Source organism: Streptomyces tyrfis, assembly GCF_037034285.1.
Lineage (GTDB): Bacteria > Actinomycetota > Actinomycetes > Streptomycetales > Streptomycetaceae > Streptomyces.
This window is the reverse complement of sequence record NZ_JBAGJZ010000023.1, coordinates 57,279-73,618: the sequence shown is the minus strand read 5'-3', so window position 1 is coordinate 73,618 and position 16,340 is coordinate 57,279. Positions and strand designations below refer to the sequence as shown.

15 protein-coding genes are annotated in these 16,340 nt (G+C 72.8%); 9 read left to right on the top strand and 6 right to left on the bottom strand.

Annotation, left to right across the window (positions count from 1 at the left end; all coding sequences use genetic code 11):
* Nucleotides 1-89 precede the first annotated feature (89 nt).
* Entirely contained in the window at nt 90-614 is a 525-nt protein-coding gene (locus WA762_RS19155) for an SRPBCC domain-containing protein (protein ID WP_335937087.1), read from the top strand.
* Nucleotides 615-738: 124 nt separating this feature from the next.
* Here WA762_RS19155 and WA762_RS19150 read toward each other — a convergent pair whose 3' ends face one another.
* The 3 genes from WA762_RS19150 to WA762_RS19140 all read right to left on the bottom strand — a co-directional run bounded on the left by WA762_RS19150 (nt 739) and on the right by WA762_RS19140 (nt 5,412).
* Entirely contained in the window at nt 739-2,307 is a 1,569-nt protein-coding gene (locus tag WA762_RS19150) for an ABC transporter substrate-binding protein (protein WP_335937086.1), read from the bottom strand.
* A complete protein-coding gene (locus WA762_RS19145) occupies nt 2,300-4,612 on the bottom strand; it encodes a hypothetical protein (RefSeq protein ID WP_335937085.1) in 2,313 nt (770 codons plus the stop codon). Before WA762_RS19145 ends, WA762_RS19150 begins: the two co-directional genes overlap by 8 nt.
* Before the next feature lie 392 nt (nt 4,613-5,004).
* Nucleotides 5,005-5,412: a PLD nuclease N-terminal domain-containing protein gene (locus WA762_RS19140; RefSeq protein ID WP_335937084.1), complete on the bottom strand. Its 408-nt coding sequence runs from the start codon at nt 5,410-5,412 to the stop codon at nt 5,005-5,007.
* A 178-nt stretch (nt 5,413-5,590) separates the two neighbouring features.
* On the opposite strand from WA762_RS19140, the gene WA762_RS19135 reads away from it, so the two are divergent.
* Nucleotides 5,591-7,048: a menaquinone biosynthesis decarboxylase gene (locus tag WA762_RS19135; RefSeq protein WP_335937083.1), complete on the top strand. Its 1,458-nt coding sequence runs from the start codon at nt 5,591-5,593 to the stop codon at nt 7,046-7,048.
* On the top strand, nt 7,045-7,962 hold the full coding sequence (mqnP, locus tag WA762_RS19130; RefSeq protein WP_335937082.1) for a menaquinone biosynthesis prenyltransferase MqnP: 918 nt from the start codon (nt 7,045-7,047) through the stop codon (nt 7,960-7,962). Before WA762_RS19135 ends, mqnP begins: the two co-directional genes overlap by 4 nt.
* Nucleotides 7,963-8,046: 84 nt before the next feature.
* On the opposite strand, the gene WA762_RS19125 is transcribed toward mqnP, so the two are convergent.
* Entirely contained in the window at nt 8,047-8,586 is a 540-nt protein-coding gene (locus tag WA762_RS19125) for a rhomboid family intramembrane serine protease (RefSeq protein WP_335937140.1), read from the bottom strand.
* A gap of 379 nt (nt 8,587-8,965) precedes the next feature.
* On the opposite strand from WA762_RS19125, the gene WA762_RS19120 reads away from it, so the two are divergent.
* On the top strand, nt 8,966-9,649 hold the full coding sequence (locus WA762_RS19120; protein WP_335937081.1) for a UbiX family flavin prenyltransferase: 684 nt from the start codon (nt 8,966-8,968) through the stop codon (nt 9,647-9,649).
* 17 nt (nt 9,650-9,666) lie between these two features.
* On the opposite strand, the gene WA762_RS19115 is transcribed toward WA762_RS19120, so the two are convergent.
* Nucleotides 9,667-9,876 carry a hypothetical protein gene (locus WA762_RS19115; protein WP_335937146.1) on the bottom strand — a complete coding sequence of 70 codons (210 nt, stop codon included), beginning with the start codon at nt 9,874-9,876 and terminating at the stop codon, nt 9,667-9,669.
* A gap of 58 nt (nt 9,877-9,934) precedes the next feature.
* Between WA762_RS19115 and WA762_RS19110 the strand changes: the two genes are divergently transcribed.
* The 5 genes from WA762_RS19110 (at nt 9,935) to WA762_RS19090 (ending at nt 14,936) form a co-directional block, all read left to right on the top strand.
* Nucleotides 9,935-10,390, top strand: coding sequence for an Lrp/AsnC family transcriptional regulator (locus WA762_RS19110; protein WP_335937080.1), 456 nt, complete (start codon nt 9,935-9,937; stop codon nt 10,388-10,390).
* Nucleotides 10,391-10,482: 92 nt separating this feature from the next.
* Nucleotides 10,483-11,646 carry an aminofutalosine synthase MqnE gene (mqnE, locus tag WA762_RS19105; RefSeq protein WP_335937079.1) on the top strand — a complete coding sequence of 388 codons (1,164 nt, stop codon included), beginning with the start codon at nt 10,483-10,485 and terminating at the stop codon, nt 11,644-11,646.
* Nucleotides 11,647-11,785: 139 nt separating this feature from the next.
* Nucleotides 11,786-12,310, top strand: coding sequence for a GNAT family N-acetyltransferase (locus WA762_RS19100; protein WP_335937078.1), 525 nt, complete (start codon nt 11,786-11,788; stop codon nt 12,308-12,310).
* Nucleotides 12,311-12,603: 293 nt separating this feature from the next.
* On the top strand, nt 12,604-12,900 hold the full coding sequence (locus WA762_RS19095; RefSeq protein WP_335937077.1) for a DUF4229 domain-containing protein: 297 nt from the start codon (nt 12,604-12,606) through the stop codon (nt 12,898-12,900).
* Between the two features lie 680 nt (nt 12,901-13,580).
* Nucleotides 13,581-14,936 carry a dicarboxylate/amino acid:cation symporter gene (locus tag WA762_RS19090; RefSeq protein WP_335937076.1) on the top strand — a complete coding sequence of 452 codons (1,356 nt, stop codon included), beginning with the start codon at nt 13,581-13,583 and terminating at the stop codon, nt 14,934-14,936.
* Nucleotides 14,937-15,106: 170 nt separating this feature from the next.
* Here WA762_RS19090 and WA762_RS19085 read toward each other — a convergent pair whose 3' ends face one another.
* On the bottom strand, nt 15,107-16,336 hold the full coding sequence (locus WA762_RS19085; protein ID WP_335937075.1) for an alpha/beta hydrolase family protein: 1,230 nt from the start codon (nt 16,334-16,336) through the stop codon (nt 15,107-15,109).
* Nucleotides 16,337-16,340: the final 4 nt, after the last annotated feature.

Here is a 16,340-nt window from a genome sequence, read left to right as displayed (position 1 = left end):
CCGTACGGACCGTGTCCGTGCGGGCGCGTGCCGTACCGGCGCCGGGCGGTACGGGTGCGGACCGGGCGCGGCCGGGCCACGCTGGAACCATGACCGACGCCACCCCCGCCTTCGAGCACGGCACCAGCGAGACCGAGGGCGACCTGCACACCCTGCGGTTCCTGCTGCGGCTGCCGTATCCCGTCCCCAGGGTGTGGACGGCCGTCGCCGGCGCCGAGGGCCTGGCCGGCTGGCTGGCCGCCGCCGACCCGTTCGAACCGCGCGTCGGCGGGGCGGTCACGCTGCACCGGCTCACCACCGACCGGGAGGGGAGCGCCGCGGTCGCCTCCGGCACCGTCACCGCCTGGGACGTCGAACGGGTCGCCGAATACACCCTCGGGGAGCCGTGCGGCCGGATCCGCTTCCATCTGGAGCCGCCGCGCGGCGACCATGTGCTGCTGCGCTTCACCCACGAGATCCGGGGCGACGACGAGCTGCGCCTGGACTGCCTGGCCGGCTGGCACGACCACTTCCTCTACCTCCTGGACGCGCTCGACGGCCGCCCCGCCGACTGGTCGGCGTGGACGCCGGTGCGCTGGGCGGCACTGCGCGAGGAGTACGCCGCCGGGGCGTGAGCCGGGACCGCCGCGGTGCGAGCGGGGCGTGGGACCGGGCGTACCTGGCGAGCGCGCCGTCGCGGGGGCGCGGGCCTTGGCGTGCCCGGCGAGCGCGGCGCATGGCAGCCCCTCGCGCGCCGCCTCACGGGGCCGAGGACGGCGGCAGGCACCTCGGATCCGGCGGCGTCCGCTGCGGCCAGGCGATCGCCACGAACCGCTGACGGGCGTCCTCGGGCGCCAGCTCCACCACCGGCACCGCCTTGTTGTACGGGTTCCCGTGGTTGTCCAGGCAGATCCAGCCACTGGCCCCCGGCACCCGCAGCGAACCCTTCACCCTCGGCCACTGCTCGCCCACGTCACCGGGGTCCGGCAGCCGCTTGCCCTCCGGGGTCGCCTGCCGGATGCCGTGCACCGCCAGCGTCATCGCGTCGTGCGCGATGATGATCTGCCCGTCCGTCAGGTCCTGGTGCCCGACCGGGCCGATCGGGCCCGCGGGCTTCTTCCCCACCACGGCCAGCAGGTCCAGGAAGCCCTGGTAGTCCGCCGGGGAGCCGCCCGTCGCCGCCCCGGGCCCGCGGCCCGCCGCCGGCGCCCAGGTGTCGGGGTGCGCCAGCGAGGCGTAGCGGACCGTCACCCCGCGCCGCAGCGCGCCCCGGTCGAGCTTCCGGTCGTCGCCGAGGTAGGAGCCCTCGTCGCCGGTCAGGATCGTGAACGGGCGGTTCTGGCAGCCCCGGGAGCCGAGCGCGTTGATGAACTGCCGCAACTGGGTGTGGCGTCCGGCGAAGAACACCGTGTCCGCGTCCGTGTCGCAGATCAGATGCGTGATCTGCTGGAAGGTGTTGGCCGTGGTGCCCTCGTCGTTCGGGTCGCGGCGCGAGGTGAACAGCTGCGGTTCGTAGCGGGTGCCCTTCAGCAGCGCGGTGAACGCCGTCCGCAGCGTGTCCGTGTAGTGGTCACCGGTACGGGTGTCCTGGACCAGCAGCGCCTTGTCCGCCTTGACCCGACCGAAGTGGGCCAGCGCCCGCGCCTCGTCCTGGTTGGTCGGCGACACCCGGGCCAGCCCCGGGAACGGGTCGCGGTCCGGGCCGTTGGCGATGTCGTCGGCGGTGATCGTGGTGCCGACGACCGCGATGTGCGCCGCGGTCAGCTCCTTGACCGCGTCCCTGACCTGGGTGCTGCTGGTGGCCACCCCGGACACGGCGCGCAGATGGTCCGGCGCCCCGGTCATCCGCTTCAGCCGTTCCACCGTCGGCCGCCACAGCAGGTTGTTGTCGCCGGTGTTGGCGAGCACCAGCCGGATCCCGGACACCTGGCCGTTCGACAGATGGTTGGCCCGGTACTGCGCGGCGAACGCGCCCTGGAGCTCGCGCCGCATCTTCGTCTGCATCGCGTCGTCCCGCGACGTCAGCGGCAGCAGCAGCGCGACCGTCGCGTACCGGCCGGGCTTCAGCGCGGCGTTCTCCCGGGCGATGGCCGCGGCGACCGCGGTGAGCTTCGGACGCCCGAAGTCGTAGCCGTCGCCCGCGACGCCCACGCACTCCTCGCTGCCCGTCGGCCGCGCCACGCCCGGCGCGCAGGAGCGGTCCTCGGGAGCGGTGAGCCGGCCGATGCCGTACCAGCCGGACGTGACGAGCAGGGCGCCCGCCACCACCGAGGTGACGACCCGCTGCCGCGCCGTGTACCAGAGGCGGTACCGCAGTGGATTACGCATCCGAGCCGTCCTCCCCGGACCGGCGGCCGCCGGTCCCGCCCGCTCCGCCCGTGCCCGCCCCGCCTGTGCCCGGGCCCGTGGTGTTGCCCGCACCGCCCCCGCCGCCCGTCATCCGGCCCGGCGGCCCGGGCGGCGCTCCCGGCGGCATGGACAGCGGCCGCCAGGCCCTGATGTCCCTGGGCCAGTGCGTCGCCGCGTCCCACAGCACGCTGTTGCCCGACGGGTGCCTGCCGGACAGCTGCCGCAGTTCGTACGCCATCCGCTCGATCACCTCGTCGTCCGGCAGGACCAGCGGATCGGACAGCAGCCACACCGCGTGCAGCAGCCTGCGCAGCAGCGACTGGAGCTCCGCGGCCCGTTCGTCGAGCCCCGCGAGCCCGGTCTCCGCGTCCGGCAGCGCCGCCGTCGCCTCCCGGCCCAGCGCCACCGCCCGCCGCGGATCGGGTCCGCCGCGGCCGGGCACGCGCGGGTACGGAGCCGAGGCGATGAACCGCAGCGCGTCGAGCCAGCCCGTCACGTCCGGGCCCGGGAACCGCTCCCGCAGATGGGTCACGCAGTCCCGGGGCCGGCCCAGCACCAGCTCCTGGTGCAGCCGGTGCGGCACGCTCGGCAGACGGCCCCCGGGCGCGTACGCCGTACGGAGCGTCTCGTGCACCGCGCGCCACACCGCGTAGTCCGGGTGGTCGTCGTCCTGGAAGCGCAGCCGGTGCAGCAGCAGCGCGCGCAGCAGCGGATCGGCGACGAAGAACTCGGGGCCGACCGGCCAGTCCTGCGCCCGCAGCGCGTCCCGCACCCGCAGCGCCGCGTCGCCCTCCGGCGACCGGCCGCGCAGCCGGTCCGTCGCCAGCAGCCGCGCCGACTCCTCACCGTGCGCGGCGGCCAGCACGCACAGCACGTCGAGCGACTGCCCCGGCACCAGCCGCGCCAGCAGCTCGCCGGCCACCCGCACCGGCGGCCGGTCCTCGCGCAGCTCCACCGCGAGGTCCAGCAGCGCCCCCGGCACCAGGGCCGCCGCCGGACCGCCGTCCGCCCCTCCCGCCGCGGGCGCCCCTCCCGTCGCGCCCGGGCGCGACGTCTCGCGGGCCAGCGCCTCGCCGGTGGCCCGGGCCAGCAGCGCCACCCCCAGCGGCCGCCCGCCGGTCAGCCGGTGCACCCCGCGCGCCAGCCCGGCCGGGGCGCGGCCCGCCGGGTCGTGCCGGTCGAACGCCGCCCGCACGTCCGCCGGGCCCAGCGGCGTCAGCTCCACGGCCAGGATCCCCGAGGTCACCTCCGAACCGCGTGCCCAGTGCGAACCGTGCGCCACCTCGGGCAGCCGCCTGCGCGCGGCGTGGCTCAGCCCCTCGTGGTCCCGGGTCCGGGAGGCGGCGAACACGGCGATCCGGTCCCGGACCCCGGCGGCCCGCTGCCGCAGCAGCGGCTCGACCAGCCGACGGCCCAGCTCGGTGTGCGCGTTGTCCAGCAGCAGCACCGGGCGGCCCCGCCGGGCGCCCCAGGCCAGGCCCTGGTACGCCCGCACCAGGTCCGCGACCAGCGCCAGCACCAGGTGGTCCTCGGCCCGGCGACGCAGATCGCCGCCGCGCTCGAAGTCGACCGCCAGCTGCCGCAGCCCGATCCGGCCGTTGCCGCCCGCGTGCGGATAGCTCCCGTACCAGTCCGCCGACCGCCGCTGGAACCGGCCGAACGACTCCTCCAGCACCGTCTCGACCGTGGCCTCCGCGACCAGTCCGGCCAGCGGGGCCACCGCGTCGAAGGCGCTGGCCGCCAGCTTCGTCAGCACCTTGGCGACCCAGCCGGTCGCCGCGTCGCCCCGGGTGTCGACGGTCGCCAGCACCGGGCCCAGCGCCTGGAGGTCCCGCCGCGCCCGGGTCTCGTCCTCCCGGGTCCAGGAGATCGAGGCGACCGCCACCAGGCCCAGGCCGAGCCGGGGGAACGGCACCGGCCGCGCCGCCCGCACCCGCGCCGTCAGCTGCGCGGCGAGCTCCGGCAGCGCACCGGTCACGGGGGTCCAGCCCGGCCCGGGGTCGGCGGGCGGCTCGACCGCCTCGCAGTCGAGCAGGGCGACCGGGGTGATCTCCCGGTACTGCTGGCGCAGCTGCTTCAGCACGGCCGTCTTGCCCATGCCGCGTCCCCCGGTGAACACGGCGACCGGTGGATCGTCATGGTGCTCGTAGGCGACCCGCGCCGAGCCGTACGGGGCGAGACCGGTCAGACGCGCCGCGAGCCCGTCGTCGTCGAAGACCGGCTCACGACCGTACAGCTCTCTCTCCACAGCACCCCCCGCGCCGTTGCCGAGACGATCTGTCATACCGTCAACACAAGGATATCGACGGGGAGTTGAGCCAAGAAGAGGATTTTCGAACGCGTGTCGCGAGCGGGGCGCAGGGCGAGAAGGACGGAAGAGGAAGGACCGAAGGGCCGAAGGCAGGCAAGGACCGAAGGCGGGGAAGGGCAGGGGAGGCCGGGGAGGGCCGGAGGCGGAGGACTGCCGGTGGGGGCCGGGGTCCGTCCGGGGCCGGCCGGAGAACAACGACGGCCACCGGGCGTCGGGCGACACGCGGTGGCCGTGGTGGTGACTGCGGCGGTGTCCGTGACCGCCCGGACCGGGCGCGGGACCGGAGCGCTCCGGTCGACCGCCCGGACCGGGCGCGGTACGACCGGAGGGCTTCGGTCCGGGCGGAGGGCTTCGGTCCGGACCGGTCAGGAGGCGGGCGGCGCCGACTCCTCCGGCCCCGAGGACCCGCGCTCGCGGCGCTTGAGCTCCTCCTCGCGGCGGCGCAGATCCGCCTCCCAGTCCTTGAGGACCGACTCGTCCTTCTTGTTCTCCTCGCGCAGCGTCTTCAGGAACTCCGGATTGTCGTCCGGGGCCACCCACTGCGTGCGGTGGTTGCGGTGCCATTCGGACGGCGTCCGGCCCCCGGCGGGCGCCGTCCGCATCTTGCCCGCGGCCAGCCACACGATCGGGCCCACGATCCAGAACAGCAGGATGATGAAGACCCAGGCGATCTTCGGCAGATGCTTGGCCTCGTCCTCGGGGGTGTTCAGGCAGTCGATGAACGCGTAGATCGTCAGAGCCAGAGGCAGGAGATACATCAAGGCCCGGAACATGATGGAAGGTCCCCCTGAGGAGAGTTGGCAGGGCTTGTCCGCCCCGGTGGTGGGCCCAGGGTAACCGGTACCACCGACGGCCCGGCCCGGAGCCGGGCATCCGCCACCGGGCACCACGCCGCCCGCCGGGACCGGCCCACCCCCGGTGATCGGGGGCGGTGATGACAAACTGGACGGCATGGCTTATGACGATCTTCGTTCCCTGCTCCGGGCGCTGGAGCGCGAGGGCGACCTCAAGCGCATCAAGGCCGAGGTGGACCCCTACCTGGAGGTCGGCGAGATCGTCGACCGGGTGAACAAGGCGGGTGGTCCGGCCCTGCTCTTCGAGAACGTCAAGGGGTCCTCGATGCCCCTGGCCATGAACGTCTTCGGGACCGACCGGCGGCTGCTCAAGGCGCTCGGGCTGAAGTCGTACGCCGAGATCGGCGAGAAGATCGGCGGGCTGCTCAAGCCGGAGCTGCCGCACGGCTTCGTCGGGGTGCGGGAGGCGTTCGGCAAGCTCGGCTCGATGGTGCACGTGCCGCCGAAGAAGGTGAAGGCGGACAGCGCCCCGGTGCAGGAGGTCGTCCTGACCGGGGAGGACGTGGACCTCGACCGGCTGCCCGCGCTCTTCACCTGGCCCAAGGACGGCGGCTCGTTCTTCAACCTCGGGCTCACCCACACCAAGCACCCCGAGACCGGCGTGCGGAACCTGGGCCTCTACCGGCTCCAGCGGCACGACCGGCGCACCATCGGGATGCACTGGCAGATCCACAAGGACAGCCGCAACCACTACCAGGTCGCCGCCCGGCGCGGCGAGCGGCTGCCGGTCGCGATCGCGTTCGGCGCGCCGCCCGCGGTGACGTACGCCTCCACGGCCCCGCTGCCGGGGGACATCGACGAGTACCTGTTCGCCGGGTTCGTCCAGGGCAAGCGGATCGAGATGGTCGACTGCAAGACCGTGCCGCTCCAGGTCCCGGCGCAGGCGGAGGTCGTCCTGGAGGGCTGGCTGGAGCCGGGGAAGATGCTGCCGGAGGGGCCGTTCGGCGACCACACCGGCTTCTACACCCCGCAGGAGCCGTTCCCCGCGCTGACCATCGACTGCGTGACCATGCGGAGGCGTCCGCTGCTCCAGTCGATCGTGGTGGGCCGGCCGCCGACCGAGGACGGGCCGCTGGGGCGGGCCACCGAGCGGTTCTTCCTCCCGCTCCTCAAGATCATCGTGCCGGACATCGTGGACTACCACCTGCCGGAGGCGGGCGGCTTCCACAACTGCGCGATCGTCTCGATCGACAAGAAGTACCCCAAGCACGCCCAGAAGGTCATGAGTGCCGTCTGGGGGGCGCACATGATGTCGCTGACCAAGCTGATCGTGGTGGTGGACTCCGACTGCGACGTCCACGACCTGCACGAGGTGGCGTGGCGGGCGCTGGGCAACACCGACTACGCGCGCGACCTGACCGTCGCCGAGGGGCCGGTCGACCACCTCGACCACGCCTCCTACCAGCAGTTCTGGGGCGGCAAGGCGGGCATCGACGCGACCCGGAAGTGGCCCGAGGAGGGATACACCCGGGACGGCGGCTGGCCGGACATGGTCGAGTCCGACCCGGAGACGGCGGCGAAGGTCGACCGCCGGTGGAAGGAGTACGGACTGTGAGCGCCGCCGACGCCGCACTGGGCTCGGAGCCCGTGCGGCCGAACAGCAAGGTGAAGGCGTTCCTGCGGCTGGTGATGATCGAGCACTCGGTCTTCGCGCTGCCCTTCGCGTACATCGCGGCGCTGACCGCGATGTTCCGGGCCGACAAGTCGGTCCACTGGGTCGAGCTGCTGCTCGTCACCGTCGCGATGGTGGGGCTGCGGACCTTCGCGATGGCCTGCAACCGGATCATCGACCGGGAGATCGACGCCCGCAACCCGCGCACCGCGAGCCGTGAGCTGGTCACCGGCGCGGTCTCGGTGCGCTCGGCGTGGACGGGCGCGCTCGTCGCCGTCGTGGTCTTCCTCGGGGCGGCGGCCCTGCTGAACCCGCTCTGCCTGGCGCTCGCGCCGATCGCCGTCGTACCGATGGTGGTGTACCCGTACGGCAAGCGGTTCACCACCTATCCGCACGCCATCCTGGGCATCGCCCAGGCCATGGGGCCGATCGGCGCCTGGCTGGCGGTCACCGGCAGCTGGTCCTGGGAGGCGGTGATCCTCGGTCTCGCGGTCGGGATCTGGATCGGCGGCTTCGACCTGATCTTCGCCTGCCAGGACGTGCAGGCGGACCGGGCGCACGGGGTGCGGTCGGTGCCGGCCCGGTTCGGGATCCCGGCCGCGCTGTGGGGGGCCCGGGTCTCCCACGTGGTGACGACCGGGCTGCTGGTCTGGTTCGGCCTGGCCACCGGGGCGGGGGTGCTGTACTGGATCGGCATGGCCGTCGTCGCCGTCGCCTTCGTCTACGAGCACCGGGTGGTGCGCCCGCACGACCTGTCCCGGCTGAACCGGGCGTTCTTCTCCGTCAACGGCTTCATCGGGATAGCGCTGTTCGTGTGCGCTCTGCTGGATCTGGTGGTGCGCGGCCTGACGGTGTAGGCGGCCTGACGGTGTAGGAGGAGGGCGGCCCGCCGTCGAGGGCGGGGACACCCGCGACCCTCGCGGGTCGCGGGCCGCCGGCCGTCACAGGCGGGGGGCCGGCAGCGGGCGGCGGCGGAAGACGAAAGCCGCGGCCACGCCCGCGATCAGCCCGAACAGGTGGCCCTGCCAGCTGACCGAGGCGTCGGTGGGGGTGATGCCCAGCAGGACCGACGAGCCCCAGGTCGCGCCGACCAGCAGGCCGACGACGATGTCGAGGGGTCTTCGGTCGACGAAGCCGCGCACCAGCAGGTAGCCGAAGAGGCCGAAGATCAGCCCGGAGGCCCCCGCCGTGATGGAGTGGGCGGGCGAGACCAGCCAGACGCCCAGGCCGTCCACCACGATGATCAGCGCCGCGACGGCCAGGAAGCGGCGGATGCCGCTCAGCGCGGCCAGGAAGCCGAAGACCAGCAGCGGCACGCTGTTGGCCGCGACATGGTCGAAGCCGAAGTGGATGAAGGCGGCGGGCACGATGTCCAGAAGCTCGGCGGGGCGGCGCGGCTCGATCCCGTAGGCGTCCAGGGCGTTGCCCGTCGCCGCGTCCACGGCCTCCAGCAGCCAGAGCAGGGCCACCCAGCCCAGCATCAGTCCGGCCGCGGCCCTCACCCGGCCGAGCGGGCGCGGGGGCGGCCCGGTCGGGCGGCCGGGGGCGGCCCCGCGTTCCGGCCATGCGGTCATCGTGTCCGTCCCCCGTTCTTCGCGTTCCGTCCGGTCGTCGCGGCCGGCCTCGGCGGTCCCGCGTCCTGCTGGTCCCGCGTCCTGCTGGTCCCGCGTCCTGCTGGTCCCGCATCCCGGGGGGCTCGCGTCCCGGGGGGGGCTCGCGGGTCTCGCGCCGCTCAGAAGGTCAGAACGTCCGGGAGCCCCGCGCGGTTCCGGCTGTCCGGTTCCGGCTGTCCGGGTCCGGGCGCACGGCTGCGGGGGCAGGGGGCCGGATAGGCTCGGAGATGTGGATTCCGGGACTTCAGTGAGTCAGCAGCGGCGGCAGCCTTGGATTGTGGGGGTTTCCGGCGCTTCAGGCACCCCTTTCGCCGCCGCGGTGCTGCGCGGTCTGCTGGCCGCGGGGGAGAGCGTGGACCTGGTGGTGAGCCGGGCGTCGCGGCTGACCCTGCTGGACGAGACCGGGATCGCGTTCCGGGACGGGCACTGGCGGGAGGACCTGCGGACCTGGCTGGCGCGGGGCGCGGACGGGAAGCCGCACACCTTCGACGTGGGCGGGGCGGAGCTGGACCGGGTGCGGCACTGGGCGGCCGGCGACCTCGGCGCCGGGCCGTCCTCGGGCTCGTACCCGGCGAAGGGGATGCTGATCGTGCCGGCCTCGACGGCGTGCGTGGCCGGGGTGGCGTTGGGGCTCTCGAAGGACCTGCTCCAGCGGGCCGCGAGCGTGACGCTCAAGGAGCGGCGGAAGCTGGTCGTCACGGTGCGGGAGGCCCCGTTGAACGGGCAGACGCTGAAGCATCTGGTGAGCCTGGACGAGGCGGGCGCCGTGGTGCTGCCCGCCTCTCCGGGCTTCTACGCGGGGGCGACGCACATCCAGGATCTGGTGGACTTCGTCGCGGGGCGGGTACTGGACGCGGCGGGGGTGCCGCACGGCCTGTACCGCCGATGGGAGGGAGAACTCGGTGGCGGCTCCGCCGGCCCATCGGACTGAGCCCGCGCAGCCCGTGGTCAGCGCTTCTTCGGCGCGCGTCCGGTGCGGGCCCGGTCGAGGCGACGAGCGGCGGCGGGTTGGTGGGCACGCGAGCGGTTGGCCAGATCCTGCAGCTCGCGCATACGGGCGTAGGCCATCTCGATCGAGTACACGGTGTTCTCACTCCTGAAGATTCGAAAGCGTTTTGTGGGATGTTCGAGAAGTTTTGCAGGCGATGAAGCCTGCATGCCTTAGATTCTACACGTAAACTCGCGATACTGCTGAACAATGGAAGGTTTCAGTCACATGGACGCGGTGGACAGGCAGCTCATCCAGGCACTCAGGGAGAACGGCAGGGCCTCGTACGCCGAGCTGGGGCGGCTGGTGGGGCTCTCCGGGCCCAGCGTCACCGACCGCATCAACCGGCTGGAATCCGCCGGTGTCATCACCGGGTACCGCGCCACCGTCGACGCCGCGGCCCTGGGGCTCGGGGTCACGGCCCTGATCGGCATCTCGCTCTCCGACGCGGCCGATCACGAGGACGTGGCGCGCCGGCTGAAGGACCTGGCGGAGATCGAGGACGCCTGGTTCATCGCGGGCGACGACTCGTACATGCTCAAGGTGCGCGTCGGTGACGTGGACGGGCTGGAGCGGACCATCCGCCGGCTCAGCGGCACCAGGGGCGTCTCGCGCACCCGCACCACGATCGTGCTCTCCACCAAGTGGGAGAACCGGGTCGGGGAGCTCCCCGAAGAGGTGTAGGCGTAACGTGGTGGAACCCCCGGCCGGCCGGGGGTTTCGCCCGGTAGGCGCCGGGATGAGGCACAGAACGTCGACACCTGGGAGGCAGCCGCATGGACGTCGGGCTCAAGCGCGAACTGGAGGAGAAGGTCCGCGCGGGGGAGCGGCTGACGCGGGAGGACGGCATCGCCCTCTACGAGTCGGACGACCTGGCCTGGCTCGGTGGCCTCGCCCACGAGGTGCGCACCCGCAAGAACGGCGACGTGGTCCACTTCAACGTCAACCGTCACCTGAACATGACCAATGTGTGCACCGCCTCGTGCGCCTACTGCTCGTTCCAGCGCAAGCCGGGCGAGAAGGACGCGTACACGATGCGCATCGAGGAGGCGGTCCGCCTCGCGAAGGCCATGGAGGGCGAGAACCTCACCGAGCTGCACATCGTCAACGGGCTCCACCCCACCCTGCCGTGGCGCTACTACCCGCGCTCGCTCAGCGCGCTGAAGGAGGCCCTGCCGCAGGTCTCCCTCAAGGCGTTCACCGCCACCGAGATCCATCACTTCGAGACCATCTCCGGGCTCTCCGCCTCCGAGATCCTCGACGAGCTGATCGAGGCCGGTCTGGAGTCGCTGACCGGCGGCGGCGCGGAGATCTTCGACTGGGAGGTCCGCCAGCACATCGTCGACCACGACACCCACTGGGAGGACTGGTCGCGCATCCACCGCCTGGCGCACGAGAAGGGGCTCAAGACCCCGGCGACCATGCTGTACGGGCACATCGAGGAGCCCCGGCACCGGGTCGACCACGTGCTGCGGCTGCGCGAGCTCCAGGACGAGACGGGCGGCTTCCAGGTCTTCATCCCGCTGCGCTACCAGCACGACTTCGTGGACATGAAGGACGGCAAGGTCCGCAACAAGCTCCAGGCGCGCACGACGATGGCGACCGGCGCGGAGGCGCTGAAGACCTTCGCGGTCTCGCGGCTGCTGTTCGACAACGTCCCGCACGTCAAGGTGTTCTGGGTGATGCACGGCGTGCAGACCGCCCAGCTCGCGCTCCAGCACGGCGCCGACGACATGGACGGCTCGGTCGTCGAGTACAAGATCACGCACGACGCGGACAACTACGGCACGCCGAACAAGCTCGGCCGCGAGGACCTGCTCGACCTGATCCGCGACGCGGGCTTCCGGCCCGTCGAGCGCAACACCCGGTACGAGATCATCCGCGAGTACCCGGGCCCGGACGCGGAGCGGCGCGAGTCGCCCCAGCCGATGCGCGTCTGACGCGGGACGGCGCGCGGAGCCCGACGGCTTCGCGGCAGAGCCCCGGCTGCCCCGGTACGGGCGGCCGGGGCTTTCGCGTGCCCGCCCGCCTCCGCGGCGGCGCTTGAGGCGAGGAACGAGTAATGGTTAATCTTCGCCTATGGCGCTTACCTTTGAGTTGGATCCCCAGGTCGACGGCATACTGCGGGACGGCATCACCGAACTGTGGACCGACGTCTCCAACGCGGGCGGCGCGGTCGGCTTCGTGCCTCCCGTCACCGCTGACGACATCCGGCCGGAACTGGCCAAGCACCTCGACGCCCTGGTCGGGGGGCGCAGCCGGCTGCTGGTCGGCCGCGACGAGGACGGCGCCGTGGCCGCCACGGCCTTTCTGACCCTCAACACGCACCGGCTCATGGAGCACTGGCTCTGGCTCTACACGGTGATGGTCCACCCGCGCCACCAGGGCAAGGGGTACGGGCGCGACCTGATGGACGCCGCGGCCGAGGCCGCCCGCGGGATACCGGGGATCGAGGCCGTCCGGCTCACCTGCCGGGGCGGCGCCGGAATCGAACGGTTCTACGCCTCGTGCGGGTACAAGGAGGTCGGGCGGGTGCCCGACGCGATCCGGGTCGCCGCCGGGGACGACCGTGACGAGATCATCATGCTGCTGCCGCTCGGCTGACGGCGGCGGAGGGGCCTGCATGGCCCATGTGCCCCGAGCGGCCCATGTGCCCCGAGCGGCCCATGTGCCCCGAGCGGCCCATGTGCCCCGCGCGGCCCATGTGCCCCGCATGCCCCGTGCGCCCCGTGCCCCCGCGCCCGCCCTCCCGGTGCGGGCTTCCGGCGCCGGTTCTCGTACCGGCCCGGCCGCCTTTTCGGCCCTTTGGCGCAGCCCTCCGAACTGCTCGATTCCGGGGCATGCTTCACTGGTCGGGCGGGATCGCAGACCGTCATACGCCGAGAGAGGGGCCAACTGTGTCCGTTGCAAGGCCGAGCGCGACCATTCGGTACACCGCGATGCGCCTCAGCATCTTCATCGGCTGCTTCCTCGTCGCAGCCGTGGCCGTGCACTTCGGCCTGGCCCCCGCCGGGGCTCGCGACTCCTACGTCGTGTGGGTGATCCTCCTCGCCCTCGTCCTCTCCGCGCCGCTCAGCTACGTGCTGCTGCGCAAGCAGCGTGACGAGATGTCCGCCCAGATCGCGCCGAAGATCGAGCGCGTCAAGGAGCGCCTTGAGGAGAACCGGACCCGCGAGGACCACGTCGCCCCCTGACGAGCGGGCCGGGACGGCCCGGGCCCGCGCGCTCGGGCCGCGTGCGCGGCGTCGTTCGGACGACGCGCCGGTCCCGCGGCACGTCGCGTACGTCACATTCGTGTGCGTCGCACCGTGAGTGTCATGTCGTGCGCGTCACCTGTCTCGCACGTGCCCGGATTCCTTCTCGGAGCCCCGGCGCCGGAGTCACCGACCCGGTGCCGGGGCTCCGTCGTTCCCGCCGCGGCCGCTCCGCGCGCCGTGTCCGCCGCTGTTTCCCGGTGGGCACGGGGACTTCGGCGGCCGACGTGGGCCGTTGCGCGCGCCCGTCTCCAGCGGGCGTACGCCGTCCCCGCGTGCGGTCCCGGGCTCGGACCGGCACCGGACCTGACGGCCCCTCTCAAAGAAGACCTTTGAGGTCCTCAAAGTTCAAGTGTTAACGTACTTGCCATGAAGACAGCAGTGCGCACCCTCGATGCCGCGAGCGTCCCGCTCGTGGAGCGCCTGCATGTCGATCTCTGCCGCTGTATGTCCGCGGTCTGTTGCCGTCACGCCTGATCGCCGCCACGTCTGACCGACATCCGTACCGGCACCATGCAGCGGCGCCGCCCCGACGCGGGCGCCGCACCCCCCGTCCCCGTACAACGTCCCCTCGCACAGCGCCCCCGTGCGCCCCGATGCGTCACATCTGGAGTGTGTCCGTGTCCGCGAACCCCGCGTCCGCCGCCGCGACCGGGAGCCCGTCCGGCTCCGGTTCCGGTTTCCGCATACCCAAGGCCCCGTTCTGGGCCCAGATCGTCGCCGGTCTGGTCCTCGGCGTCGTCCTCGGGTGGCTCGCCCGCAGCTACGACATCGGCTGGCTGTACACCACGCTCGACAAGGTCGGCCACATCTTCATCCAGCTGCTGAAGCTGGCCGTGGCGCCGCTCGTCTTCTTCGCGATCCTGGTGTCCATCACCAACCTGCGCAAGGTCAACAACGCGGCCCGGCTGGCCACCCGCACCCTGCTCTGGTTCATGATCACCTCGTTGATCGCGGTCGTCATCGGTCTCGTGATCGGCCTGCTGACCAACCCGGGTTCCGGCACCGGCCTCACGCCGAAGGACGGCAAGCTGCCGCAGCACGCCGGCTCCTGGCTCGACTTCCTCACCGGCATCATCCCGAACGACGTGATCACCCCGTTCACCGAGCTGAACGTGCTCCAGATCGTGTTCATGGCCGCCGTCGCCGGGATCGCCGCGCTCAAGCTCGGTGAGAGGGCCCAGCCGATCCTCTCGCTCAGCGAGTCCGTCCTGGAACTCCTCCAGAAGGCCCTGTGGTGGGTCATCCGGCTCGCCCCCCTCGGCACCGTCGGCCTCATCGGCTACGCGATCGCCGACTACGGCTGGGACCTGATCGGCAAGTACGCGACGTTCACCGCCGACGTCTACATCGGCTGCGCCCTGGTGCTGTTCGGCGTGTACCCGCTGCTGCTGGCCACGGTCGCCAAGCTCAGCCCGCTGCAGTTCTTCCGGGGCGCCTGGCCGGCGATCCAGCTCGCGTTCGTCTCGCGCTCCTCGGTCGGCACGATGCCGGTCACCCAGAAGGTCACCGAGCGCCTCGGCGTCCCGAAGGAGTACGCCTCCTTCTCGGTCCCGTTCGGCGCCACCACCAAGATGGACGGCTGCGCCGCGATCTACCCGGCGCTGGCGGCGATCTTCATCGCGCAGATCTTCGATGTGCAGCTGAACGTCGGCGACTACCTGCTGATCGCGTTCGTCTCGGTGATCGGTTCGGCGGCCACCGCCGGTCTCACCGGCGCGACCGTGATGCTGACCCTGACGCTGTCGACGCTGGGCCTGCCGCTGGAGGGCGTCGGCCTGCTCATGGCCATCGACCCGATCCTCGACATGATGCGGACCGCCACCAACGTGGCCGGGCAGGCGCTGATCCCGGTGATCGTCTCGGCCCGCGAGAAGATCCTCGACCACGAGGCGTACGCCACGGCCTCCTCCTCCCCGGTCGACGAGGACGAGGCGCGCGACGCCGAGCCGCAGGGCGTGCCGGTCGCCGCGTGACCGACGGGCGCGACGCGGTTCGCGCCGGCCGTGGGCCCCTCCTCCGATCCGGAGGAGGGGCCCACGGCCTTTCCGCGCCAGGGGCGCTTCGTCGGGGACGCCGAGCCGGAGAACCCCGGAATCCCTTGTCAGGAACGCCGCGTCGCGGATGCCTCGTGGTGGACGCCGCGTCAGGGCCGCTGGAAGACGACCTCCGGGTTGTCCGCCGAGGGCCCGTTCAGCAGCGGCTGCTGCCGTCCCTTCAGGTGCAGGTCCATGAAGGCGGCGACATAGGCGCGGGTGATCCTGGTCGAACGCTCCCCGGAGAGCGGCGCGTCGGGGTCCGTCGGCAGGCCGAGCTGTTCCCCGAGCGCCGGGACGTCCGTGAAGCTGAAGTGCCCGGAGCCCTTGACGCTCAGCCACCGCTTCCAGCCGCCCAGCCGGGGCCAGCCCTCGTCCCAGGACTCGTCGCCGCCGCCGGGGCGGTGGAGGTCGTCGGTGCCGATCATCATGAACGGGCGTCCGCCGAGCCCCTGGGCGGGGATGCGCTCCTGGAACCCGCCGTCCATGTTCACCCCGGCGTCGAAACGGCTGTCGGTGAGCATGACGGAGGCCGCCGCGCTCCCGCCGATGGAGTGGCCGGCGGCGGCGACCCGGGAGGCGTCGATCATTCCGGAGTGACGCCAGGCCGGACGGTGGCCGGTCAGCCGGTCCAGTACGAAGGACAGGTCGGCGGCCCGACCGGTGGAGACGGCGTTCAGCAGTTTCCGCTGGGCCTCATCGGTCGGCGCGGATTCGAGCCGTTCACAGGCCGCGCAGGCGAGCACCCGCCCGCCGGGGAAGGAGGTGCCGCTCGTCTCGTAGGCGTGGTCGACGCTCGCCACCACATAGCCCCGGCTCGCCAGGTCCTCCGCCAAGGAGGTCAGGGTGGCCCGCGGGGTGCCGAAGCCGGGGGAGAGCAGCACCAGCGGGAACCGGCCCCGCTCGGCCGGGGCGGCCGTGCGGGCGTGGGTACGGGTGCCGCTGACGAGTTCCGGCGGCACGACGTCCTCCAGGCCGCGCCCCGCCAGCATCAGCCGGGCCTCGTCGGTGGTCATGTACGGCGTGGGCCTGCTGCCGCCGGGGCGGGCCGGGTAGTGGACCGTCACCATCAGCTCACGGGGCCCGGGCTCGGGGGCCCACGGGTCGGTGCGGGTGCGGTCGGTGAGGTGCAGCACCTCGGCGCCGACGGCGTACGGCCCGGTCGGGCGGGAGAGCTCGGGCACGCCGGCCGTGGCGGCGGGCGAGGCGGCCGCTAAGGCGTGGGCCGGGACGGCGGCCGGGGCGCCGGGCAGGGCGAGGGCGGTGGTGGCGGGCGCGGCAAGCAGCGCGGTCGCGGCGAGCGCCACGACAGCCGCTCGGCCGCGGAATCTGATCGTCATGGCC